The 24,835-nt window shown below is 40.1% G+C and carries 24 protein-coding genes; 21 read left to right on the top strand and 3 right to left on the bottom strand.

All coding sequences use genetic code 11. The annotated features are described in order from the left end of the window. Positions 1-36 precede the first annotated feature (36 nt). The 10 genes from NOS7107_RS03810 to hypB all read left to right on the top strand — a co-directional run bounded on the left by NOS7107_RS03810 (position 37) and on the right by hypB (position 11,706). Entirely contained in the window at positions 37-2,370 is a 2,334-nt protein-coding gene (locus tag NOS7107_RS03810) for an NACHT domain-containing NTPase (RefSeq protein ID WP_015111671.1), read from the top strand. Positions 2,371-2,414: 44 nt separating this feature from the next. Then, positions 2,415-3,740 (top strand): sorbosone dehydrogenase family protein, encoded by a 1,326-nt coding sequence (locus NOS7107_RS03805; RefSeq protein WP_015111670.1) that lies wholly within the window; start codon positions 2,415-2,417, stop codon positions 3,738-3,740. Positions 3,741-3,828: 88 nt separating this feature from the next. Continuing rightward, positions 3,829-5,022 carry an NHL repeat containing protein gene (locus NOS7107_RS03800; RefSeq protein ID WP_015111669.1) on the top strand — a complete coding sequence of 398 codons (1,194 nt, stop codon included), beginning with the start codon at positions 3,829-3,831 and terminating at the stop codon, positions 5,020-5,022. After that, on the top strand, positions 5,012-7,435 hold the full coding sequence (locus tag NOS7107_RS03795; RefSeq protein ID WP_015111668.1) for a carbamoyltransferase HypF: 2,424 nt from the start codon (positions 5,012-5,014) through the stop codon (positions 7,433-7,435). The genes NOS7107_RS03800 and NOS7107_RS03795 overlap by 11 nt, the downstream gene beginning before the upstream one ends. 59 nt (positions 7,436-7,494) lie before the next feature. Then, a complete protein-coding gene (locus NOS7107_RS03790) occupies positions 7,495-7,740 on the top strand; it encodes a HypC/HybG/HupF family hydrogenase formation chaperone (protein WP_015111667.1) in 246 nt (81 codons plus the stop codon). 77 nt (positions 7,741-7,817) lie between these two features. Beyond that, on the top strand, positions 7,818-8,969 hold the full coding sequence (gene hypD / locus NOS7107_RS03785; protein ID WP_044500488.1) for a hydrogenase formation protein HypD: 1,152 nt from the start codon (positions 7,818-7,820) through the stop codon (positions 8,967-8,969). A 64-nt stretch (positions 8,970-9,033) separates the two neighbouring features. After that, positions 9,034-9,249 carry a 4-oxalocrotonate tautomerase family protein gene (locus NOS7107_RS03780; protein ID WP_015111665.1) on the top strand — a complete coding sequence of 72 codons (216 nt, stop codon included), beginning with the start codon at positions 9,034-9,036 and terminating at the stop codon, positions 9,247-9,249. Between the two features lie 132 nt (positions 9,250-9,381). Further along, the gene (hypE, locus tag NOS7107_RS03775) at positions 9,382-10,485 is read left to right on the top strand and encodes a hydrogenase expression/formation protein HypE (protein ID WP_015111664.1); all 1,104 of its coding nucleotides are present in this window, start codon (positions 9,382-9,384) and stop codon (positions 10,483-10,485) included. Between the two features lie 52 nt (positions 10,486-10,537). Further along, entirely contained in the window at positions 10,538-10,879 is a 342-nt protein-coding gene (locus NOS7107_RS03770) for a hydrogenase maturation nickel metallochaperone HypA (RefSeq protein ID WP_015111663.1), read from the top strand. Next, on the top strand, positions 10,870-11,706 hold the full coding sequence (hypB, locus tag NOS7107_RS03765; RefSeq protein ID WP_015111662.1) for a hydrogenase nickel incorporation protein HypB: 837 nt from the start codon (positions 10,870-10,872) through the stop codon (positions 11,704-11,706). The genes NOS7107_RS03770 and hypB overlap by 10 nt, the downstream gene beginning before the upstream one ends. 233 nt (positions 11,707-11,939) lie before the next feature. On the opposite strand, the gene NOS7107_RS03760 is transcribed toward hypB, so the two are convergent. Then, positions 11,940-13,529, bottom strand: a complete 1,590-nt coding sequence (locus NOS7107_RS03760; protein WP_015111661.1) for a helix-turn-helix domain-containing protein — start codon at positions 13,527-13,529, stop codon at positions 11,940-11,942. 890 nt (positions 13,530-14,419) lie between these two features. On the opposite strand from NOS7107_RS03760, the gene fdxB reads away from it, so the two are divergent. From fdxB to NOS7107_RS03735, 5 genes are all read left to right on the top strand, one after another. Continuing rightward, complete coding sequence (fdxB, locus tag NOS7107_RS03755; protein WP_015111660.1) at positions 14,420-14,713, top strand: ferredoxin III, nif-specific; 294 nt, start codon at positions 14,420-14,422, stop codon at positions 14,711-14,713. 592 nt (positions 14,714-15,305) lie between these two features. Then, positions 15,306-16,283 (top strand): cytochrome c oxidase subunit II, encoded by a 978-nt coding sequence (locus NOS7107_RS03750; RefSeq protein ID WP_015111659.1) that lies wholly within the window; start codon positions 15,306-15,308, stop codon positions 16,281-16,283. A gap of 173 nt (positions 16,284-16,456) precedes the next feature. Further along, complete coding sequence (ctaD, locus tag NOS7107_RS03745) at positions 16,457-18,136, top strand: cytochrome c oxidase subunit I (RefSeq protein ID WP_015111658.1); 1,680 nt, start codon at positions 16,457-16,459, stop codon at positions 18,134-18,136. 118 nt (positions 18,137-18,254) lie between these two features. Next, the gene (locus NOS7107_RS03740; protein ID WP_015111657.1) at positions 18,255-18,842 is read left to right on the top strand and encodes a heme-copper oxidase subunit III; all 588 of its coding nucleotides are present in this window, start codon (positions 18,255-18,257) and stop codon (positions 18,840-18,842) included. A 72-nt stretch (positions 18,843-18,914) separates the two neighbouring features. Then, positions 18,915-19,397 carry a hypothetical protein gene (locus NOS7107_RS03735; protein ID WP_015111656.1) on the top strand — a complete coding sequence of 161 codons (483 nt, stop codon included), beginning with the start codon at positions 18,915-18,917 and terminating at the stop codon, positions 19,395-19,397. Between the two features lie 60 nt (positions 19,398-19,457). On the opposite strand, the gene NOS7107_RS28420 is transcribed toward NOS7107_RS03735, so the two are convergent. Continuing rightward, positions 19,458-19,613, bottom strand: coding sequence for a hypothetical protein (locus NOS7107_RS28420; RefSeq protein WP_015111655.1), 156 nt, complete (start codon positions 19,611-19,613; stop codon positions 19,458-19,460). Positions 19,614-19,812: 199 nt separating this feature from the next. Between NOS7107_RS28420 and NOS7107_RS03730 the strand changes: the two genes are divergently transcribed. Together NOS7107_RS03730 and NOS7107_RS03725 are read left to right on the top strand one after the other, a co-directional pair. Continuing rightward, on the top strand, positions 19,813-20,424 hold the full coding sequence (locus NOS7107_RS03730) for a cupin domain-containing protein (protein WP_015111654.1): 612 nt from the start codon (positions 19,813-19,815) through the stop codon (positions 20,422-20,424). Positions 20,425-20,623: 199 nt separating this feature from the next. Further along, the gene (locus NOS7107_RS03725; protein ID WP_015111653.1) at positions 20,624-21,100 is read left to right on the top strand and encodes an ArsC/Spx/MgsR family protein; all 477 of its coding nucleotides are present in this window, start codon (positions 20,624-20,626) and stop codon (positions 21,098-21,100) included. Between the two features lie 106 nt (positions 21,101-21,206). Here the strand turns inward: NOS7107_RS03725 and cysK are convergent, their stop codons facing one another. Next, the gene (cysK, locus tag NOS7107_RS03720; protein WP_015111652.1) at positions 21,207-22,151 is read right to left on the bottom strand and encodes a cysteine synthase A; all 945 of its coding nucleotides are present in this window, start codon (positions 22,149-22,151) and stop codon (positions 21,207-21,209) included. Positions 22,152-23,246: 1,095 nt separating this feature from the next. Here cysK and NOS7107_RS03715 point away from each other — a divergent pair. The 4 genes from NOS7107_RS03715 to NOS7107_RS03700 all read left to right on the top strand — a co-directional run bounded on the left by NOS7107_RS03715 (position 23,247) and on the right by NOS7107_RS03700 (position 24,826). Beyond that, positions 23,247-23,651, top strand: coding sequence for a hypothetical protein (locus NOS7107_RS03715; protein WP_015111651.1), 405 nt, complete (start codon positions 23,247-23,249; stop codon positions 23,649-23,651). A gap of 30 nt (positions 23,652-23,681) precedes the next feature. Then, positions 23,682-23,963: a hypothetical protein gene (locus tag NOS7107_RS03710; RefSeq protein WP_015111650.1), complete on the top strand. Its 282-nt coding sequence runs from the start codon at positions 23,682-23,684 to the stop codon at positions 23,961-23,963. 2 nt (positions 23,964-23,965) lie between these two features. Further along, entirely contained in the window at positions 23,966-24,277 is a 312-nt protein-coding gene (locus tag NOS7107_RS03705) for a hypothetical protein (RefSeq protein ID WP_015111649.1), read from the top strand. A gap of 186 nt (positions 24,278-24,463) precedes the next feature. Beyond that, positions 24,464-24,826 carry a hypothetical protein gene (locus NOS7107_RS03700; protein ID WP_015111648.1) on the top strand — a complete coding sequence of 121 codons (363 nt, stop codon included), beginning with the start codon at positions 24,464-24,466 and terminating at the stop codon, positions 24,824-24,826. Positions 24,827-24,835 lie beyond the last annotated feature (9 nt).

Below are 24,835 nucleotides of genomic sequence, written 5' to 3'. Positions count from 1 at the left end.
AAATAAGCAACTTTATACAGATTATGGTGGTAGAGTATGGCAAAGCGATCGCTCCAAGCATCGGCTGAAGGTATCAGAAAAGCAAAACAAGCCTTTAAACGGAAAGGTTGGACACAAGAATATTTAGCAGCTGAGGTAGGCTTAGAGACTCGCCAAGCCATTTGGAAGTTTTTTACTGGGAAGTGCATAGACCGCCATGTATTCAACGATATTTGCTTTGCGCTGGAACTTGAAATTTCAGAAATCGCTCAACCATTGAGTGCTGATGAATTAGGTTTTTTAGATATTCCGGCTAATCTTTCCCTAGACATTGAGATAGTAGTCAAGAAACTACGGTCTGTCTATCAAGAAAGTATTCAAGCCCAGTGCGGTACTGTGCAAATATTAGATATTGCTCAACCGATACAACTGAACGATATTTATGTTGATGTAGAGATATTAGAAGAAATTAACAGTCGTAGATGGCTAGAAATTAAAAAATTTCCCCAGGTATGGATGAAAGAAAATAACTGCTTGGGTGTGGCTGACTGGCCTCAAACTAGAGGTTCGGGAATGGAAGCAGTCAGCAAATATAGCAAGCTGATGGTGCTAGGTAAGCCAGGTTCTGGCAAAACTACATTTTTGCAAGCGATCGCAAATAGTTGTAACCTAGGTCAGTTTCAGCCTGATTATTTACCTATCTTTGTGCAGTTGAAAGACTTTGCTGAAGATACTTGCAGGCAGACTCAAATTAGTTTATCCCAATATATATATGAATCCTTTGTCAATTTGGGTATTCATAAACAAGAATTAAATGCAGTCTTTGCTCATGGACGAGCCTTAATTTTATTAGATGGCTTAGATGAAGTGATTCAGTCAGATACCAAAATAATTTGCAATCTAATTCGCCAATTTACGACAAAATTTTACAAAAATAAAATAATTATTACTTGTCGACTGGGCGCACAAGATTATCAATTTCATGGCTTTACTGAAGTAGAAATCGCAGATTTCCATAAACCACAAATCACTAATTTTGCCGAAAAATGGTTTCTCGCAGTTACCAAACAACCCCCAGCCGCTGCCAAAGACTTAGCCAGTCGGTTTATGCAGAAGATCGAATTAAGCGAAAATTTACCAATTCTAGATTTAGCAAATACACCACTTTTATTAAACTTTATTTGCTTTGTATTTCAGTTTACCGAAAACTTTCCGCCAAATCGATCTGAAATTTATAAACAAATCTTAGATTTACTACTAACACGTTGGGATGAAGCCAGAGGTATTAAAAGAGATGAAATTTATCCTGGCTTTTCGTTGTTACACAAAATTAAATTATTGAGCCATATAGCAGCAATTACCTTGACTCAAAACAATTACTTTCAAGATGAAGCTAATTTCTGTCAACTGATTACTACTTATTTGATTCACTATCTTCCTACCTCTAATGATACTGCCGCTTTAGAACTAGAAAGTACATCTGTGTTAAAAGCTATTGAAACCCAACATGGATTATTAGTCCAAAGAGCGCGAGGAATTTATGCTTTTTCTCATTTAAGTTTGCAACAATATCTCACCGCTAGAGAAATAGTTGCTAACATCAATCACCAAACACTCACAGAATTATTAGATCACCAGAGTAAAAAACATTGGCGAGAGGTTTTTTTACTCAGCGCAGGGATGTTAAAACCTGCTGATAAATTATTAAAATCAATGAAGAATAAAATTGACAATTTATCTAGAAAAAATTCTAATCTACATAGTTTTTTAACTTGGTTAGCCCAAAAATCAGCCACCGTAAACACATTTTATCATGTAGCTAGTGTACGGGCTTTTTACATGACTATTGCTCTACCTTCAAAATGTGCTTTAGCCTGTAATCAAGAATTAGCAATACTTTTGGATAATCGACTCGCAGGTAATCTTGCCGGAGATTTAGCATTAGACTTAGCTCTGATTCATGGATTAACTGTCAGTTTGGGCATAAATGCTGAGATTTTTTTAGCAAGATTTTCGGCTTTGAGTTTAGCTCTTGACCTCAAGCATTTGTTAACAACTCAACCAGATTTGCAAACATCACTACAGGAAATAAAAAATCAGCTACCTTCCCCCAGCCAAGGTGGAGATGTGTTAAAAAATTGGTGGCAAGCAAATGGAGAAATTTGGACATCATCATTACGTAACTGGATGATTACTACTCGACAAATTGGGCATAATTGGCAGTTCAATCAACAAGATTTAGATGATATACAGCAGTATTGGGATGCTAATAAATTACTTTTAGATTGCCTCCACAGTGCAAATGATATTTCTCCTAACTTACGGAATTATCTAGAGATAAATTTATTTTTACCTAAAGAAATCAAACTTGAGACAGGCGACAAAAATTAAGCTCTAGTATAAATTACAAAGGTCGGGTATAAATTCACACTGCTATGAAATTCTCTGGGCGTTTCTTATGGTTCATCTTGTTGTTCGTTACAGCAGGTTGTAACCAAACTCGCGCTGTTTCCGAAACTGCTACAACGGAAGTAGCACAAAATCCTCCACAGGCGAAAAATAGCATCCGCACAGAACCGCTTTCGCCTCAACCTATTCGCATCAACTTACAAAAATTACCACCACCTTTCGCTACCGAAAGTGCATCGAAGCGACCGGACGTTGTATCAATTCCGCAAAATCCGGTGCTGCGTGTACCACCAGGATTTCAGGTGAATGTCTTTGCTGAAGGTTTAGAAGCGCCGCGTTGGTTGTCCTTAACACCCAGTGGTGATGTGCTGGTGACGGAAACGAGAGAAAACCGCATTCGCCTATTGCGAGATAGTAATGGCGATGGTGTGGCTGATTTGAGTAAGACATTCGCTAGTGCAGACAACGGCTTAAATATTCCTTTTGGAATGGCCTTTGCGGGGAATTATTTCTTTTTGGGTAATACTGATGCAGTTTTACGGTTTCCCTACAGCAAAGGTCAAAAGCAACTATCAGGGACTGGGAAAAAAATTGCTGATCTTCCTGGCGGTGGTTACAACCAACATTGGACAAGAAATGTGGTAGCTGCGCCAGATGGCAAAAAGTTGTATGTTTCGGTGGGTTCTCGTTCTAATGTGGATGAGGAAGCATTACCAAGGGCTTCTGTACAGGTGATGAATATTGATGGTTCCCAGCAGCAGACTTTCGCCTACGGTTTGCGAAATCCTGTGGGTTTGGATTTTCATCCGGTAACGCAGGAGTTGTACACCACTGTAAATGAACGGGATGGCATTGGTGATGATTTGGTTCCTGATTATTTCACCCGCATTCGGTCAGGAGAATTTTATGGCTGGCCTTATACTTACTTAACATCAAATAATCTCGATCCGCGTCAAACAGCGAATGGTAAAAGTAAACGCCCAGATTTAGCCACCCGAACTCGTACGCCTGATGTGTTGTTTCAAGCCCATTCAGCGGCGCTAGGTGTGCAATTTTACGACGGTAAGAGTTTCCCTGAAAAATACAAAAATGGCGCTTTTGTGGCGTTTCGAGGTTCTTGGAACCGCGATCGCGGGACTGGTTATAAAGTAGTATTTGTCCCCTTTGATACTAAGGGAAGACCACAAGGCAATTACGAAGATTTTCTCACAGGATTTTTATTAAATCCCAATACCCCAACTACTTGGGGGCGACCTGTTGGTTTATTAGTGTTACCTGATGGTAGTTTGTTAGTAACAGAAGAGGCTAATAATCGGATTTATAGAATTCAGTATACGGGTGGTAAGAAATAACCTGATTATTTATTCAAAATAGCAATCGCCGATACACGCCGATGTAAACTGATGATTTTAAATAAATATCAGTGTTAATTTGCGGTTGATGTCTATCCCAAATAGCAGTCATTCTATAGAAAAATTGCCAAATTTCCCTTTATCACCCAACGGTGCTGAGGTAATTTTAGGTAACACTCTTGAACCGCAACAATTAGCTATCCCCATAGCACCAAGTTCTATAACAATGTTTGGCCCTCGTGGTGCTTGTTTAGTATCCGAAACGGGGTCGTTATGGGTGTCAGATACGGGACATCATCGCTTATTAGGATGGCGCAATTTACCCACAAAAGATAATCAACCTGCTGACTGGATAATTGGACAACCAGACTTTTTTCATGAAGGTCAAAATGCTAAAGGTACACCAGGAAGAAACACGGTTAGTGTACCGACGGGGATTTGTGTTTGTGGTACAGGTTTAGTGGTTGCTGATGCTTGGAATCACCGAGTTTTGATTTGGCAAAATGTCCCAGAAGATAGCAATGTTCCCGCAGATTTGGTATTAGGACAAAGGAATTTTGTTGATAATGAACCAAATCGCGGTACTCAGCAAGCAACGGCAAATACAATGCACTGGCCTTATGGTGTTTTTTATCATCAAGGTCAGCTATTTGTTGCGGACACAGGAAATCGCAGGTTATTAATTTGGCGAGAATTTCCTACAGAAAATGGTCAACCTGCTGATTTAGTTCTGGGACAACCAGACATGGTTTCTCGTAATGAAAATGGCGGCGCTTCTGCAACGGCGGCGAGTATGCGTTGGTGTCATGATATTGCGATTTGGCATGATAATTTAGTTGTCACTGATGCGGGTAATCATCGAGTGATGATTTGGCAAGGTATACCCACAGAAAATAATGCGCCTTGTGCGGTGGTATTAGGGCAAAATAGCTTTGATTTTGTGGAGATGAATCAAGGAATTTATTTGCCAAGTGCAAGTAGTTTAAGTATGCCTTACGGGGTGGCGACGACTGAGGAATGGTTGCTAGTGGCGGATACGGCGAACTCGCGCTTGTTAGGATGGCAGCAGCCGGAGTCTATATTATCATTGCAGAGTGCGATCGCTTCGGCAATTATTGGGCAAAATACCTCTCAAAGTAAAAGTGAAAACCGCAATTATGGACTCCCGACGCGCCATAGTTTGAATTGGCCTTATGGGGTAAAAATTTGCGGGAATACGGCGGTAATTGCTGATTCTGGAAATAACCGAATTTTGCTGTGGCGGTTTAACTATGGCGAGTGAAGAAATTAGAGTTAGAGGTACTGTTCAAGGGGTGGGTTTTCGTCCGACTGTCTACCGTCTGGCTAAAGCTTGTGGGTTACGGGGAGATGTTTGTAATGACGGACAAGGTGTATTAATTCGCGTCTCTGGAAGTGAGGAAGCATTAGCTGAGTTTGTGGCGAGGTTACAGCAAGAATGTCCACCACTGGCAAAAATTCAAGAGTTAATCAGAACCCCATGTACAAGAGAGTATAACTTTGATGATTTTGTGATTTCCCAGAGTGTCACCAACAAAATCAAAACCGAAATTACCCCAGATGCGGCGACTTGTCCGCAATGTCAAAAAGAAATCTTCGATCCTTTTAGTCGGTTTTATCGATACCCTTTTACTAACTGTACTCATTGCGGCCCTCGTCTGAGTATTATTCGCGCTATTCCCTATGACAGATGCAATACCAGTATGTCTGCGTTTGTGATGTGTGGTGAATGTGCCAAGGAATACCAGGATGTCGAAAATCGCAGATTTCACGCTCAACCTATAGCTTGCCATGTTTGCGGCCCCTCTGCTTGGTTAGAACGTGCTGATGGTAAACCTGTTACTGCTTCTATGTTCTCGATGATGGATGATGTGGATGCAGTTTGTACTTTGTTGCAAAGGGGTGAAATTGTTGCAATTAAGGGGTTAGGGGGTATTCATTTAGCTTGTGATGCGACAAATGAAGTTGCTGTACAAAAGCTACGTCAGCGTAAGCAACGTTATGATAAGCCTTTTGCGTTGATGGCGCGAGATTTGGCAGTAATTGAAGAGTATTGTATGGTCAGTGGTAAAGAGAAGGAGTTATTAATTAGTTCTGCTGCGCCAATTGTTTTGTTGGGGAAGAAAGAAGAAACGAACCGCCAAGAACGCAGAGGGCGCGGAGAAAGAAGAATTAAAGAGGATTGTGGTATTAATAATAGTAATTTTCAGAATATAGCAGAATCTGTTGCACCTGGGCAAAATACCCTGGGATTCATGTTACCTTATACGCCTTTGCATCATTTAATTTTGCGGCGGATGAATCGACCAATTGTGTTAACAAGTGGGAATATTTCTGATGAACCGCAATGTATTGAGAATGATGAAGTACGGGGAAAATTAGGGAAGATTGCTGATTATTTTCTCTTACATAATCGAGATATTGTTAACCGAGTAGATGATTCTGTTGTAAGGGTTGTTGGTGATAAATTACAAATACTTCGTCGTGCGAGAGGATACGCACCAGCAACAATTAAGTTACCATCAGGCTTTGATAAAATACCGCTTATTTTAGCAATGGGTAGTGAGTTAAAAAATACCTTTTGTTTGTTGCGTGATGGTGAGGCAATTTTATCACAACATTTGGGTGATTTAGAAAACGCGGCGGCGTTTAATGCCTATCAAGATACGCTGAGTTTATACTTGAATTTATTTGAGCATAAACCAGACGCGATCGCCATTGATAAACATCCGGAATATCTCTCTAGTAAACTGGGTAAAAAACTCGCATCTGCAAATCAACTTCCTCTGTATGACATTCAACATCATCACGCCCACATCGCCGCTTGTATGGCAGAAAATAGCATTCCTTTAAACACATCACCCGTTTTAGGTATTGCTTTTGATGGTTTAGGTTATGGTGAAGATGGGACACTTTGGGGCGGAGAATTTATCTTAGCTGACTACCATCAATTTCAGCGTCTCGCAACATTTAAACCAGTGGCCATGATTGGTGGTAAACAAGCAATTTATCAACCTTGGCGTAATACTTACGCCCACTTAATATCAGCCAATCTTTGGGATAAATGCCAACAAGAATATCCTGATTTGGCAATATTAAAATTTCTAGAGCAAAAGCCATTAAAATTATTAAATCAAGCTATAGAACAAAACATTAACTCACCTCCAGCCTCATCAGTAGGGCGATTATTTGACGCAGTAGCGGCCGCTATTGGTATATGTACAGCAGAGTGTAGCTATGAAGGACAAGCTGCGATCGCCTTAGAGAACCTAGTAGATGTTAACATCTTAAACAATCATGAAGAAAAGCTAATTTATCCCTTTAATTTTAGCTTTTCCGATAATATTTATTGTATAGACTCAGCACCAATGTGGTCAGGTTTACTCAGTGATTTGCAGCAACAAATTTCTCAAGCCATCATAGCTGCTAAATTTCACCAGAGTTTGGCTAATGCTGTAGTCAACATGGTTAAGCTTCTGTGTCAAGAATATCAAATTCATCAAGTAGTTCTCACAGGAGGAGTATTTCAAAATACTATCTTATTTCAGTTGGTTACTCAACAGTTACAACAATTAAAAATTAACGTACTAACTCATAGCTTAGTGCCTACTAACGACGGCGGTTTATCGTTAGGGCAAGCCATCATTACAGCCGCAAAATTAATTACAAATTATTAACCTCTTCTTCTCTGCGTACTCTGCGCCTCTGCGGTTCGTTCTTCTAAAGGAAAATACAAATGTGCTTAGGAACTCCTGGACAAATTGTCGAAATAACCGACATTCAAAAAAAATTAGCCATTGTTAATGTTGCTGGTGTCAAACGTCAAGTTAACATTGCCTGTATTGTCGATGAACAACATCCCCCTGAAGCTTGTTTAGGTGATTGGGTGTTAGTTCATGTTGGTTTTGCGATGAATAGAATTAACGAAGAAGAAGCGGCGGAAACGTTAAAGCTATTAGAAGAAATTGCGGCGATGAGTTAATTTGTTTAATGCAGAGGGGCGCTGAGGTAAACACAAAGTTACGCAGAGTTTTGATTGAGAACTATCTTTTAGATTTTATGAAATACGTTGATGAATTTCGGGAACCGGAGAAGGCTGAAGCTTTACGCAAAGAGATAGAAAAAATTAGCCAGCAGCTAGATAAACATATCAAAATTATGGAAGTATGCGGTGGGCATACTCATTCTATTTTTAAATATGGTATTGAAGAAATATTGCCGAATAATATTGAATTAATACACGGGCCTGGTTGTCCAGTGTGTGTAATGCCAAGAGGGAGATTAGATGATGCGATCGCTATCTCCCAACATCCTAACGTAATTCTGGCAACCTTTGGCGACACCATGCGCGTTCCCGGTTCTAAAGACAGCCTCATACAAGCTAAAGCCAAAGGCGCAGATATCCGTATGGTGTACTCGCCCTTAGATAGCTTAGAAATCGCTAAACATAACCCTGATAAAGAAGTAGTCTTTTTCGCCCTCGGTTTTGAAACCACAGTCCCCAGCACTGCTTTTACCATCCTCCAAGCAGAAACAGAAAACATACATAACTTTAGTATGTTTTGCAATCATGTATTAGTTATTCCCGCCCTTAAAGCCTTACTAGATAACCCAGATTTGCAACTAGACGGATTTGTTGGGCCTGGTCATGTGAGTATGGTAATTGGGACTGAACCTTACGAATTTATTGCCCAACAATATCATAAGCCAATTGTAGTTTCTGGCTTTGAACCATTAGATATTTTTCAATCAATTTGGATGGTATTAAAACAACTAGTTGAAAATCGTTGCGAAGTTGAAAATCAATATAACCGACTAGTAGAAAAAGTCGGGAATCAAATCGCAATTAAAGCCATGAATGAAGTTTTTGCTGTACGCGAAACTTTTGAGTGGCGTGGTTTAGGTGAACTACCATATTCAGGCTTAAAAATTCAGCCTAAATATAGTCAATTTGACGCTGAAGTAAAATTTACCATACCTAATCAAAAAATCGCAGATCATAAAGCTTGCAAATGCGGCGAAATTCTTAAAGGAGTTTTAAAACCTTGGGAGTGTAAAGTATTTGGTACAGCTTGTACCCCAGAAACACCCATAGGTACTTGCATGGTTTCTTCGGAAGGTGCTTGTGCAGCTTATTACAAATACGGACGCTTCTCCAACTTTACGCAAAAAAAAGTAACTGAAAAACCCACAGCAACCCTAACTTCATAACCTAAGATAAAAGTAAGCAATCCGAACTCTACAAGACAATATTTTAGGATTGGAGTAGAAATTTATGCCTTTTGTTACAGTTAAAATTGCCCGTGGTCACTCCATCGAAAAAAAACGGCACCTAGTAGAAGCAATTACTAACGCCCTAGTCACATCTTTAGATACCAAACCAGAGTGGATAACCATTCACATTGATGAATTTGAACGTGAAAATTGGGCTGTCAACGGTATCTTGCACTGCGATAGACACCGTGGTAGACACGACGAAACAGGCAGATAAAACCATTTAGAAGGCAGGAGGCAGAAGGTAAAAGATATTTATAGTTATTAAATAAAAAGACTTTTACCTCTATCACCTGTCGCCTGTAACCTACTAGATATCTCTACCATAAATTATTCTAATCAATTTAATATGGATTTATCATCATCAAATAAATTGCAAAATCCCCTGTTTCAAAAAATCGAACAAGTCCGTCGTCGTCAACCTAAAATTCGAGATACTCACATAACTTTGGCACATGGTAGCGGCGGTAAAGCCATGCGTGATTTAATTGATGATGTCTTTGTCCAGAGTTTTGATAATCCTATCCTTTCTCAATTAGAAGACCAAGCAACTTTCAACTTAGCCAATCTTTTACGACAAGGTGATAGACTCGCATTTACCACAGATTCTTATGTAGTAGACCCACTATTTTTCCCTGGTAGCGATATTGGAGAGTTAGCAATTAACGGCACAGTTAATGATTTAGCAGTTAGCGGTGCAAAACCTTTATATCTCACCTGTAGCGTCATTTTAGAAGAAGGATTACCAGTAGAAACTTTACGGCGTGTAGTAGCAAGTATGCAAGCCGCAGCGAAAAATGCAGGTGTCCAAATAGTCACAGGTGACACAAAAGTTGTGCATCGTGGTGCGGCTGATAAATTATTTATTAACACTACTGGGATTGGTGTTATTCCCACAGGCGTAAATATTTCCGCACACAATATTCAACCGGGAGATGCCATTATTATTAACGGCGAATTAGGAAATCATGGCACAGCAATTTTAATCGCCCGTGGTGAATTAGCCTTAGAAACAGATATTAAAAGTGATTGTCAGTCCTTACATAGCTTAGTAGAAACAATCCTCAACGTTTGCCCCGAAATTCATGCTATGCGGGATGCAACACGTGGCGGTTTAGCTACAGTCTTAAATGAATTTGCCCTCACATCTAATGTAGGTATTCGTATCCATGAAGATACTCTTCCTATTAGAGAAGAAGTTAAAGGAGTTTGCGAAATTTTAGGTTTAGACCCCTTATATCTAGCCAACGAAGGTAAATTAGTCGTAGTAGTAAAACAAGATAACGCCGACAAAGTTTTATCCGCCATGAAAACTCACCCCGCTGGCAAAGATGCTTGTATAGTTGGTGAAGTTATCGCCTCACCCCCAGGTATTGTATTTCTCAAAACTGCCTTTGGTGCTGAACGAATTGTAGATATGCTAGTAGGCGACCAATTACCTAGAATTTGTTAAATATTAAACTCCTCTCCGCGGCTCTGCGTGAGACAAAAAATTATTTGTTAGTATGCACGAACTAGGAATAACCCAAAATATAGTAGCCATCGTCACCGAACACGCCAAAGGCATGAAAGTACAAAAAGTAGTGCTAGAAATTGGCAAACTTTCAGCCATTATGCCGGATGCGATTAAATTTTGTTTTGATATTTGCACTCAAGGTACAATTCTAGAAAATTCTATATTAGAAATTATCGAAATACCAGGATTAGCCAAATGCCGCCAATGCGGTGCTGAAATTGCTCTTGATAAGCCTTTTGGTATTTGCACTTGTGGTAATGTGCAACTTGATTTAATAAATGGTGAAGAACTCAAAATTAAAGAAATAGAGATAGAGGAAATATGTGTGTAACTTGCGGTTGTTCTGATGATGCTGATGGCAAAATTACAAACCTCGAAACAGGTGAAGGTCATCATCACCACGAACATCATACTCATACATTACCAGATGGTACTGTAATTACCCATTCCCATCATCACGATGAAGCACCACAAATTCATGCCAAAATTCACAGCACAAGCATATCTTTAGAACAAGATATCTTAGCAAAAAATAATTTATTAGCAGCCCAAAACCGAGGATGGTTTAAAGGTCGGAATATTCTCGCTTTAAATTTAATGAGTTCGCCTGGTTCAGGGAAAACAACATTATTAACTCGTACGATTAATGATTTAAAGCAGCAGTTACCGATTAGTGTGATTGAAGGCGACCAAGAAACAACTAATGATGCTGAAAAAATCAAAAAAACAGGCTGTAAAGTTGTACAAATCAACACAGGTACAGGCTGTCATTTGGATGCGTCGATGATAGAAAGAGGTCTACAACAACTCAATCCACCACTAAATTCACTGGTGATGATTGAGAATGTGGGTAATTTGGTTTGTCCGGCTTTATTTGATTTGGGTGAACAGGCGAAAGTTGTGATTCTTTCTGTCACCGAGGGCGAAGATAAGCCGCTAAAATATCCCCATATTTTCCGCGCTAGTGAGATGATGATTCTTACTAAAATTGATTTATTACCTTATGTGCAGTTTGATGTGGAACGTTGTATTGAATATGCTAAACAAGTGAACCCAAATATACAGGTTTTTCAAGTGTCGGCGATGACTGGTGAGGGTTTAGATAGTTGGTATAAGTGGTTGACAGAAAAGGTGGGGAGTTTGTCTATACCAGTTTAGGGTTTATTTCACGCAGAGACGCAGAGGCGCGGAGAATAAGAGTTATCTGAGTGAAATAAGATATGCGATCGCAAAATCTATAATTTTTGCCGCTGAAATAGCAAATGCGATCAAGTTGGGTTGCGTTGCGCTTCACCTTTGCGCCTTCGCGCGAGGTAATTTATCTTTTGCCGTAACACCGAACATAAAAACACAGATGCACATTGTCACCTGTGTTTATTTATATATCTGCGTTAAGCGAGATTCAATACCTTGCGTAACAGTGCTTGGTCTTCGATTTTGGCTTTGAGGCGGCCATTCTCGACATCTCGAATCCAGCTTTGGCTTTTGCCGGTGAGTTTGGCTAACTCTCGTTGGGAAAGATTTAAATTTTTGCGGGCTTCTAAAATCTGTTCGCCAACTAAATCGCCTGTGATTCTGACTCGTCTTCTGTTTTTGATAGTGCGTCTTTGCTTCTTTTCAGAGTCAGAGATTTGCTGTTCCCATTCTGGCGGGAGTTCAAATGACAAAATCCGCGCGTTCATCAGCAGGTTCCATTTCCCGCGAGGGCCAGAATCTGTCAGGCGAGTTTCGCCACCACCGTCATTAATCCAAAATTCTAAGGCTTCGTCTGGATCTTCGGGTATCCCCATTAACTTTGCCCACAATGGTTGAATTTCTAGCGGGTAAGTTACGGGATCAAACATGGGTTTAACTCCCAAATGATTCAGCACTTCTAAATCACTTTCAAATGTCCGCAGTAGTCGTTTGCGTTCTTCTCGCTGGCGGGAGGCTAAGGTAACTTTTTCTTCTCCATAAGCGATGCGTAGCAAGGTAGGAACAGTGATGCGTTGTTCTCTACCCATCTTAGTTTTAAACAGTAACCACAGCATGAGCCTAACTGCGCCTTCGTGTTGTTGCCAAATACTCATAACTGTGGTTAGCACGGTTTTTGGCAAGCTACCGTATTGATAAAAGGCGATGCGCTCTTTGCAGGCTTGTTTGTTTAAGAAATACTGCGCCCAGACTCCGGCACGAATTTTGAAGGTTAGCCCAACTAGGTATTTACAGCCTCTGTCGTCTTCTTGAAAGTGGTGCTGGATATGAACTAAGTGCCACAAGCGAGACTTGGTGACGGAAAATCCTTTGACGCGGCCTTGTTGAGGCCAGTCGATGGAAATCAGCAGGGAACAAGTTTGTTGGACAAGATTTTTCATTAAGGTGAGTTTGGCAGTTTTACTTAGGTCTTTGCGTTTTTCTAGCCCTAAGTATTTTTCTATTTGCCGTTCATCTAGAGAAAATTCTTGCTCCCAAGGTTGTTCTAAGGTTGTGGCATAGGCGGCAAATATTAAATGGATACAAGCTGCCCTAATATCCATTGTCTCAATTGCTTCTAAATTAGTGATTAAATCACTGACATTAAAAGGGTCTTGGATGTGAAAGGCGATCGCACCTTTGCCTTGGCTGACTTGCCGGCCGTAACATAGATATCCTTGTGCGTCTTGTTCCCAATTTAAGGATGTGCGTTGAGCCAATACATTACACGCTTCCCAAATTGCGATCGCGGAAGCAAAAGGGTTATTCTTCCCATTAGAAAATAAGTCCTGGCTGGTAGCGTCTCGCGGTTCGACTTTACATCTCCCCTTTTTCGCCTGCCAGGGTATGGGAGCATTTGTCGGACAAGCTATTACACACTGGGGTTCAGGATAAAAGCCCTCACAATTGTTACACAAACAAGGATCAATCCAATATTCATCATCTTCTAACTGAATCGCACCCGTAGGACATTGGGGACGGCAGTTATCACATCCAACGCAACTGTTGTTAGGAATTGTATAAGGCATAAAACAACTTCTTCCCACTTAATCGTTGAGATGTCTGGCTCAAGTCTCCCCCTGGATGTGTCCTGTTTATTCATTACTCACAACCACATTAATTACTTAGCAAGAAGCAGATTTTCTTGCCTCATCATTCCCCACATCCATATTCAGACTTCGCATCCAATCGGAGGCTATGTCAGGCTTTTAAGCCGAGCCGAATATTAGTTCGTCATTAACTATAAATTTCATAAATAGTTAGATGATTTTGTTCATCATGAGCCTAGGAAATTTTCTTAAGTTTTCATATTTTTTTAATTCTTTATCTTTGATGTTTGCCGGAAAAACTTAACCCAAGGTTTCTCGCTGAATATTTCCACACAAAATTATTTTTCAGAATAGCGTTTATTAATAATTTTAATATTTAATATCAAGCTAACTGCTGCTATAAAAGTTACATTTTTACTTGAGATGCTCTAATTCCCTCATACTCTCATATTTCGAGCATTTTTATTACTAATTAACAATACTTTGATAATACAAATCAAAAATATATTTATGTAACTGAATAACATATATTTTGTATAGGTAATTACTGTCTGTTAAAAGCTGCAAAATAATTTCGTTATTAATATATGTGTTAATAGCATTTTTAGTAATTTATTTAGCTTAGTATGTCTGGCTTAGACCCCTATTCCTTAAAGAAGCAAGGGTTCTTGTCTTTAAACAATCTCAAAAATTTATTGCTATAAACTCTCATTTATTAATCAAACTAAAATTTGAAATCACTATAAAAGTCATCAAATTTTAATGAAAGAAAAATTAATCGTTTGACAACAAAACAAAACAATTAGATTAAGTTAGTATGAAATTAAGTACAAACAATTTAGATAGGCAGAATCGCCGAAGGTTTATTCATGGCAGCACTAACAGGATTGACATTTGGAGGTAAAACCTGGACACCTAAATTTGCCCAGGAAATTAACAAAGATAAATGTATCGGCTGTGGCAGATGTATTAAAGTGTGTGGGTATGGCGTGCTGGATTTAAAAGCACTCAATGAAGAAGGCGAATTTGTCGAAGACGAAGAAGACGATGAAATCGAGCGCAAAGTCATGGTAGTTGCTAACCCAGATAACTGCATTGGTTGTGAAGCTTGCGGCCGGATTTGTCCTAAGAACTGCTACACCCACGCAGCATTAAACAACTAAATATTTGGCGACTGTGAAGAGTGGTTGTTTTGATTAGGGGGTACAAAGCAAGGTAACTAGAGGGGAATTTATATAGCAGGTTACAGGGTTAAAAGCTTTGCGTTGTTTAAGTTTTATCATCTGTTAATGTCACAAACTATGTGGCGGTTGCTATATAGTTACTTGAACTGAATAAAAAGTTCATAGTAAACAAATGCGTAAATTGGAAATTGTTAATTATTAACTAAATCATACTTGCTGCTATTTTACTGTTCAATATGAGAACTAACAGTACCCTCTGACAACAACTATTACTGCTTGTAAAAATAGAGGGCGTTCTTGTCGAACTCATTAGAAATATTGTTCAGTTTTTGGGGGAAGGATCTGAAGAGATCTGGAAAATTCCCCCAAGTTTTACATTATGTCAGATACAACATTAATAAGTAGAACTCAAAAGTCCAAAATCAAATATCGACAAAATTTGATTATAAGCTTTTGTACTGATTTCAATCGTGGAGTTAGGAGTATTACTGAAGTATAAAAAATGAAGTTACAAAGGTAAATTTTATACTTCATACTTCACACTTCAAACTTCATACTTACAGGAGCTTTTATGCAACAAATTCCTGTTTCATTGTGGACGCTAGTTGCTGGCATAGTAGCTACAGCGGCTAGTGTTTGGATTGGTCACAATCACACGCTATTACCAGAACAAGCATCACTACAAGCACCTTTGGTAGACGGATTTTTCAATATCATGTTTACCATTGCGATCGCTTTATTTCTGGTTGTAGAAGGAACAATTCTCGTTTTTTTAGTCAAGTATCGTCGCCGTCGCGGTGATGATACTGATGGTATACCAGTCGAGGGAAATGTTCCCTTAGAAATTTTTTGGACAGCCATCCCATCGGTGATTGTCATTGGCTTAGGCATCTATAGCGTAGATGTTTTTAACCAAATGGGAGGTTTTGAGCCAGGAAATCATCCTCATTCTGCGGCTCATGTTGCTCACACTTCGGGAACTGCGATGGCGGCTACCCTCAATGATACGCCAGCCGAAGCAACCTCAGCCCCCAGCATTGGGATTGGTGCGAAAAACAGCGACAGCAAACCTGCTGACTTGGTAGTCAACGTCAAAGGGATACAGTTTGCTTGGATCTTCGACTATCCCAACAGTGGCGTGACAACTGGTGAATTGCACGTACCCATCGGTGCTGATGTGCAGTTGAATTTGTCAGCAGAGGATGTAATTCATTCTTTTTGGGTTCCCCAATTCCGGTTGAAGCAAGACGCACTTCCAGGTATCCCCACTGAATTGCGATTCACCGCCACCAAAACCGGCACATATCCAGTAGTTTGTGCAGAACTTTGCGGTGGTTATCATGGTTCCATGCGATCGCAAGTCATTGTCCACACACCCGAAGAATACGATCGCTGGTTGACAGAAAGCAAACTCGCTCAAACACAAAATTTGCAGCAAGCTGTTGCAGTTAATCCCGCCGATTTATCTACCTCTGAATTCCTTGCACCCCACATCCACAACATGGGTATAAGTGCAGCAACTATCCAGTCATTAGTCAAAGGTCAATAGAAAATATGAAGTGTGAAGTATGAAGTCTGAAATTATCCCAACTATCAAAAGATGGTGTATTGACTGATTTTTTCATCCTTCATTCTTTAGGCTTCTTTAGTCACGAGTCAATGGTAACGAATGACAAATGACAAATGACCAATGACCAATGACCAATGACCAAGGACTAATTTATGACACCAGTAGAATTTCCTTCCAACACGCCACCAGATAAGAACTCATCCCCAAAAGTTAGTCACGCCGCACATCCCCAGGCGTGGAAATGGTATGACTACTTTACCTTCAACGTAGACCATAAAGTAATTGGGATTCAATATCTAGTCACAGCGTTTCTGTTTTACATCATCGGTGGATTGATGGCGATCGCAATTCGCGTCGAACTAGCCACCCCCGATGCAGACGTACTAGATCCCAATCTGTATAACGCCTTCATGACCAACCACGGAACAATCATGATTTTCCTCTGGATTGTTCCCAGTGCCATTGGGGGATTTGGTAATTATCTCATCCCGTTGATGCTTGGTGCTAGGGATATGGCATTCCCCAAGCTGAATGCAGTCGCCTTTTGGTTAAACCCACCAGCAGGATTATTACTGTTAGCCAGTTTCTTCTTTGGTGGTTCCCAATCTGGTTGGACAGCATATCCACCACTAAGTTTAGTTACAGCGCCAATTGCCCAATCTTTATGGATTTTGGCGATTGTTTTAGTCGGAACCTCTTCAATTTTGGGTTCGCTAAACTTTGTAATCACCATCTTGATGATGAAAGTCCCTAGCATGAAATGGGATCAACTACCCTTATTCTGCTGGGCAATTTTAGCCACCTCCGTACTAGCACTTCTCTCCACACCTGTGTTAGCTGCGGGTTTAGTCTTGCTATTATTTGACATCAACTTTGGCACATCATTCTTTAAACCAGATGCCGGCGGTAACGTTGTAATTTACCAACATTTATTCTGGTTCTATTCTCACCCGGCAGTTTACTTAATGATTCTGCCCATCTTCGGCATCATGTCCGAAGTCATCCCCGTTCATGCGCGTAAGCCCATTTTCGGATATAAAGCGATCGCATATTCCAGCGTGGCAATCTGCGTTGTCGGTTTGTTCGTCTGGGTACACCACATGTTTACCAGTGGTACACCTCCTTGGATGCGGATGTTCTTCACCATCTCCACCCTCATCGTTGCTGTTCCCACTGGCGTAAAAATATTTGCCTGGGTTGCTACCCTTTGGGGTGGTAAGATTCGCTTCACCAGCGCTATGTTATTTGCGATCGGCTTGTTGTCGATGTTCGTCATGGGCGGTTTAAGCGGCGTGACAATGGGAACAGCCCCCTTTGATGTTCACGTCCACGACACCTACTATGTAGTCGGACACTTCCACTACGTTTTATTTGGTGGTTCCGTATTTGGTATTTACGCAGGTATATATCACTGGTTCCCCAAAATGACCGGACGCAAACTAAACGAAGCCTGGGGACGCGTTCACTTTGCCCTTACCTTCATCGGAACTAATCTTACCTTCCTACCCATGCACGAATTGGGCTTACAAGGTATGCCCCGACGAGTCGCCATGTACGACCCCCAATTCATTAGCTTGAATCAACTTTGTACCATTGGCGCATTCATCTTAGGCTTATCAGTCATCCCCTTTGCCCTCAACATTCTTTGGTGTTGGAGTAAAGGAGAAGTAGCAGGTGATAATCCTTGGCGGGCTTTAACCCTGGAATGGACAACCAGTTCACCCCCCATCATTGAGAACTGGGAAGTCTTACCAGTAGTCACCCACGGCCCCTACGACTACGGTCACAACATAGAAATAGCACCAACAGCCACACCAGAAGTCAGCGCCTAAAAACTCCGCGCACCTCCGCGTTAACCTCAGCGTACCTTCGCGTTAGACATACCCTCTTCCCTCATCTCCAGGGGGAGAGGTCAAAAATCCCCTCCCGAAAAATTCAGCTAGTAAAAATATGACGATCGCAACAAGCGAACATCACACCGAAGAACATCATCCAGATTTGCGAGTTCCAGGACTATTAACCTTCCTCATCTCAGAATCCCTGATGTTCGGCGGATTCTTTGCCACTTACTTATTCTTTCGCGGAACCACAGCAGTCTGGCCACCCGAAGGAACAGAAGTAGAATTACTCGTACCCACAATTAACACCATCATTCTGGTATCTAGTAGCTTCGTCATTCACTTTGGTGATGTAGCGATTAAAAAGAATGATCTTGCCGGAATGCAACGGTGGTACAAAATTACCGCCATCATGGGCGCAATTTTCTTATTAGGTCAAGTTTATGAATACATGACCTTGGGATATGGCATGACAGCCAACGTCTTCGCCAACTGCTTTTATTTGATAACAGGTTTCCACGGCTTGCACGTTTTTGTGGGACTGTTATTAATTTTAGGAGTATTAAAGCGATCGCAGCGTCCCGGCCATTACTCCGCCACCAAACACACCGGCATCGAAATGGCAGAAATTTACTGGCACTTCGTAGACATCATTTGGATTGTTCTGTTTTCTTTGTTATACATTCTCAATCAGTTTTAAAGGTTGGTAGAGTGTGTTAACGCGAAGCGTAACACACTCTACAAATTTCACACTTCACACTTCAGAATTTTTATGGTCGATACCAATAGATTTTCTTGGTTTCAAGTACCAGAAAATGTCAAAAAGTTACTCATATTAGCAGCAGATACTTGGCATAATAACTCTGAATCCGAGAATTATATGCAACAAGCTATTACTGAAGCCGGAGACAACCCAGACATTTTAATTTCCGCCTATAGATATTTTTACTATAAAAATAATTATGTTCTCGCCTTGCAAACAACAACCAAATTATTAGATAAAATTAAAAAAGCAGAAAATTTTCCTGAAAATTGGGAACAGCTAAAACCCATACTTATAAATCGGAGGGAAGAAAGTCAAATCAGGTTGTACTTAAATGCCTACTCTGCTACTGGTTTGGTTTTAGCTAAATTAGGAAACATAGAACAAGCTAAAGAAATCAGCATCAGGGTTCAAGAAATTGACCCCAAAAATGATTATGGTGCTGGTATCCTCCTGGATATTTTGACACGTCCAGCCGAGGAAGATGATTGAATAGTCAAAAGTCAAGAGTCAAGATTTATTTGACAAATGACACATACCAACACTCAACGGTCAAAATTTACAAACCATGATGAAGAGTTTTTCTTTTTCTCTACCATTATCCACATTTAACCTGCCAGAAAATCCCCTTCCTAATACTATTCCCTTATCTCCTGTTAGTCTGCCTAATACCAACTCTCCTTGGTATGCAGCACCAGTAATTGTCATGCCTTCAACTTCTCAATTTAGATTCTAAGAGGTTGTTTGAAAAGTGGTCGGTTGTGATTATTAGCACTTCTTTATCCCCCCTAACCTCCCTTAAAAAGGGGGGAAATACTTCAAAGTCCCCCTTTTTAAGGGGGATTTAGGGGGATCTAAAATGTTTTGCTACCAACAAGAAGACTTTTAAAACATCCTCTAAAAAGTTATGCAAGGTAGGGATTGGCTACTCACTGGAGACGGTCAGTATCAAGTCTGTAAAGCTGTAAGAGCCTGGGATTTATTACGAGAAAATTATCGCCTCTATCGTTTTTTGACTGAGGTGGAAGATGTTCTCAATGGTGTGGAGGATGAATCTAGCCGTCTACCAGAAATTAGGATGTTGGTGAGGCGCTTAATTGCCAATTCCTACTGGGTGAGAAGTCAGCATTTAGAACCATGTCCCAAAACGGGAACTTCTGTACTTCTCTTATACGATGAATTGGGTTTTCCGTTGACTGTCCAAACAGTAACTTTTGCACCAGGGACAACTTCAACCATTCATAATCATGGAACTTGGGGAGTTGTGGCGGTGTTAAAAGGTCAAGAAAAAAACACCTTTTGGCGGCGTAATGACAACTCAAAATCTCCAGATCAAATTGAACAGACGGGAGAAATAACTTTATCTCCAGGTGATATTGTTAGTTTCACTCCTGATGCAATTCACAGCGTGCAAGCAGTCGGGGATGAACCAACTGTGACTTTTAATATTTATGGGGAAACTGATCCAAAACAACGATTTGAGTTTGATTTAGTTACCCAAACTGCACGAAAGTTTTAAGAAAGGCAGGAGGTGAAGCAGTGCGGTCTTGGGGGTTTCCCCCATGAGCAACTGCTGAACCCGAAGGGCAGAGGGCAGGAGGCAGGATAATATTTATATTTACTTACTCAGCACTCAGCACTCAGCACTCAATACTCAGCATTTTCTAGAGGGTTCTCTGTGTAAGTCCTAAACCATAAAGTGGATTAGGAGCAGTACAATGGCAAGAGTAATTTTTTATGAAAAACCAGGCTGTAAAAATGGCACTCGACAAAAAGTGTTGCTAACAGCAGCCGGTCATGAAGTAATTGCATATAACTTATTAACTGAACCTTGGACAATTCAGGGTTTACGGTCATTTTTTGGCGATCGCCCTGTAGCTGAATGGTTTAATCGGGCTGCGCCCAAGGTAAAATCAGGCGAGATTGTACCCGAAAAAATCGATGCAGAAACCGCCTTAGTATTGATGTTGCGTGACCCGCTATTAATTCGCCGCCCCCTAATTCAAGTAGGCGATCGCCGCGAAGTTGGTTTTGAAGTCGAAAAACTTGACGCTTGGATTGGCTTAAAGCCTGTAGATGAATCCTTCCAAGCTATGAGCGAAGACCTGATGAGTAAGGATTTGCAAGGCTGCGCCCACGGTGGTCATCACCACAACCATGAACATGGCCACGGTCATGGTAATTGCAAACATTAAATTAAGTAAAAAGTAAAAATGCAAAAGGCAAAAGAAATTATCTTTTGCCTTTACTCTTCACTTTTTACTTTTTCCTTTTAACTTTTTCCTTTTAACTTTTGCCTTCTTAACTAATGCTCAAATCTTGAAACATTGCTGTGCTGAGGTAACGTTCACCAAAGGAAGGCTGAATCATCACAATCAAACGACCAGCATTTTCTGGTCGTTTGGCAACTTGCAGCGCCGCACACAAAGCCGCGCCAGAAGAAATACCGGATAACAAGCCTTCTTCTTTGGCTAAACGCCGCCCATAAATCATCGCTTGGTCATCACTAACTCTAATGACTTCATCTACCAGTTCCAAGCGCAAGACATCGGGGACAAATCCTGCACCGATACCTTGAATTTTATGCGCCCCAGCTTCGCCACCAGAGAGGACAGGGCTATTGCTGGGTTCAACTGCGATCGCCTGAAAACTCTGTTTACGTTGTTTCAATACTTCCGCAATTCCCGTAATCGTCCCGCCAGTACCAACCCCAGCAATCACAATATCTACTTCTCCATCAGTATCTGACCAAATTTCTTCGGCGGTAGTTTCGCGGTGAATTTTGGGGTTAGCTGGGTTGCGAAACTGTTGCAGCATATATGCGTCGGGTGTATTCGCCACAATTTCCTCGGCTTTGCGAATTGCACCTCGCATTCCTTCTGGGCCTGCTGTTAATTCTAATTTTGCACCATAAGCACGCAGCATTGAGCGCCGTTCTTGGCTCATGGTTTCTGGCATAGTCAAAATTAGACTGTAACCACGGGCGGCTGCTACCATTGCCAGCGCAATTCCAGTATTTCCAGAGGTTGGCTCAACTAAAATAGTTTTACCTGGTGTGATGAAACCTTCCGCTTCCGCTGCAAGTACCATACTCAAGCCAATGCGGTCTTTCACCGAAGCTGCTGGGTTCATCCCTTCGAGTTTGGCAACTATCCGCGCCACTGCACCTTCTGCTTGGGGAATTTTATTGAGTTGAACTAAGGGAGTTCTGCCGATAAGTTCTGTGACATCTTTAGCAATTCGCATAAATTAACTCCTAAAACATTTAATTTTAAAACGGCATATTTACTTATAACAATCATTTTTGGGCAACTGCTGAGGTTAGCGATCGCCAAATCTATTTACTTTCACTAAAGCATAAATATGTAACCCCAGGAAATAATTTTGCCTGACTTCCGCTGAATTTCGTATTAACTACTACCATTGACTCACAATTTAATTATTTAAGTATTATGAACTACTAAATTTTAGTTTATTTGAGGGAACTTAAATAGCTGATATTCAGTCTTCAGAAATATATAAAAACTCATTCCATATTTTTCAATAAAGTAATTACCAAAATCAACAACCTATATAACAATTTCCCATAATATCTAATTTTCCCAACATAAAGCCCTAAAATGTAAATTAAATACAGTAATATTTCAAAGGAATTAAATCTTGATATTTTGTGTTTATTTAATTGACTTTTCGCCAATATCTAGCTATTTAAAACTTGAATTCTTTACCTTGAGTACAAAATTCCTTCATCAAAATTTATTAAAAAAAATCGTTTTTAACGATAGCCTGCCTAGCTTTGAGATTGAGTACAAAAGTCCCAGAACCCCACCTCATTAATACTAGTCCCTTGCCCCGAAAATACTCGTCCCTATACCCCAAGCAATTTTTACAAAGCTTATATAGCAATTGTTTGAGGTGTTGAGTACAACTTTAACCAATTTAATAAACTTAATCCACACCTATTAAACAGCTATCGAGAAAGACGACTGATATAAAACATATAGGATTTACGCAGAGATTCCCCTCTACCCCCCGAAATTCTCTAGCTTGCTAGTGAACTAGGGGGGACTTCTTAACCCCACATTTTCTAGTAAGATGGCGTTAATTCGACAAGTATAAAAATATAATTTTTAGAAAAATAGGTAATTATCTACTAGCTATTTACTAGTGTCATTTAACAAACATAAGACTATATACCTAAATTATTTATGAATAAATAAAATCCAGAATCTTTAAGATATTTGGGATATAAACCATAATCAAGTTCCGTAATTTACTATGTAAAACTTTCTAATCTAGACTCTAAAACCCCTAGCTTCTACCTAGCCAAGGAGAGCAATAATGAAAGTCAAACTTCTAAATGTTCTCACAGTTTGCCTTGTAGCATTAATCGTAATTTCTCCAGCAATGGTAGCCCTAAAAGTAGTTTGGGAAAAACATGGAGAGTTAGTTAAGGCACAGAATTTAATTTGTGAAGTTAATAATATTAACAAAGTAAATCAAGCCTTAGAGCCTGTGGTAACGGCTGGTGTTAATAATTGCGATCGCCACATCGTGAACCAACCGCTAACTACTGATTTTGTATATAAACTCGCCATTATCCTGCAATGGTTTATCTTGCTAACCCCTGTGTGTATTGGGTTAGGAATTCTTGTATACGATAGGTATCTAGTACATCGTGCTGCCGTATTTCAAGAACAAGTAGAAATGTTAGAAAAACTTTGGCAACAAAGTATTGAACAATAATCAATTCACACTACAAAATTACCAAATATCATGACAGAAGAACGGCAAGCCAAATATTTTGATTTAATTGATAAATTATTGCAATGTCCGAATGGTCAAGAACCAGAAATTTTAGAAGCACATTCAGAATTAATTGATGCTAATTTTGTAGAAGCAATGGCTAGAGTTGCCACAATGTTTGCTCATGAAGGTAATCAAGATGGCGCTCAATTTTTGTTTTTTTTAGCTCGTGAGCTTGCCAAACAATTAGGTTTATATCCAGACTTCAAAGATTCCGAAGCTGCAAAATCTGAAGTGCCAAATAAGGAGTAATCATGCTACTGACGGCTACTGATGCTGGACACATAGCGTTAGAGTTTCTCTTAGCAGACTGGAATATTCGTGACGAATATAGAGAGTGGTTTACTATTATAAAATCTCGTTTAACTGGCGAGAGTTGGTACATTGTAGAGTTGGGTGTAGAAGGCTTCCCTGATAGATGGGTTATTCAAGTTTACGACACAGGAGAATGTGATCCAAGTTATACCTTTATTTCCCCTATCAGTGGTAAAGAAGGATTTTCTGACTTTGGTGATTTACCAGAAATGGTCGCTGAAGTATTAGTCGCCGAGCGCAAATCCCGATAATACATCTGATTATTGATACAATATCGAGAAAGTTCAGATACCCGGCTTCTCCAAGAAGCCGGGTATCTTAATATATATTAATTTCTGATAAATAATTTTTTATATATTTTTAAACACTAAAAAGCAACATAATACACAATCTATGTCATGCTTGGTTGACAAATATATGTTATATTAAATAGCGTGATGAACGCTACAGAAACATCAGTTAAAATGATTACTGAAGATATCATCGCTAAAGAATTCAAAAGAATCGTCAGCGAGTACTATCCAAAGGTTGGGGAACTATTAGACGGGTGTCATGTGAAAGTCATCACCTGTTTTTGGGGAAGACCGCCTAGACGTTTGCAATACATAGGTATTTACTGCTCTGAGGAAATACTGCCCTATATTAGAGAACAACAAAAAATCCTCAGAGACATAGCAGACAATATGGGATTAGTCCAAGTAGTTTGTATGAATGCTAAACGCTTAATTCGTGATCCCAAATCGACGCTGAAAGATACCGATCCGCGCTTGTGGTTGGAGTTGCAAATGGTAGCAACCTAAGAATAGCAA

It is taken from the genome of Nostoc sp. PCC 7107 (assembly GCF_000316625.1).
In the GTDB taxonomy this organism is placed as follows: domain Bacteria; phylum Cyanobacteriota; class Cyanobacteriia; order Cyanobacteriales; family Nostocaceae; genus Nostoc_B.
The sequence above is the reverse complement of the archived record's forward strand: the minus strand, read 5'-3'. Positions and strand labels throughout refer to the sequence as shown.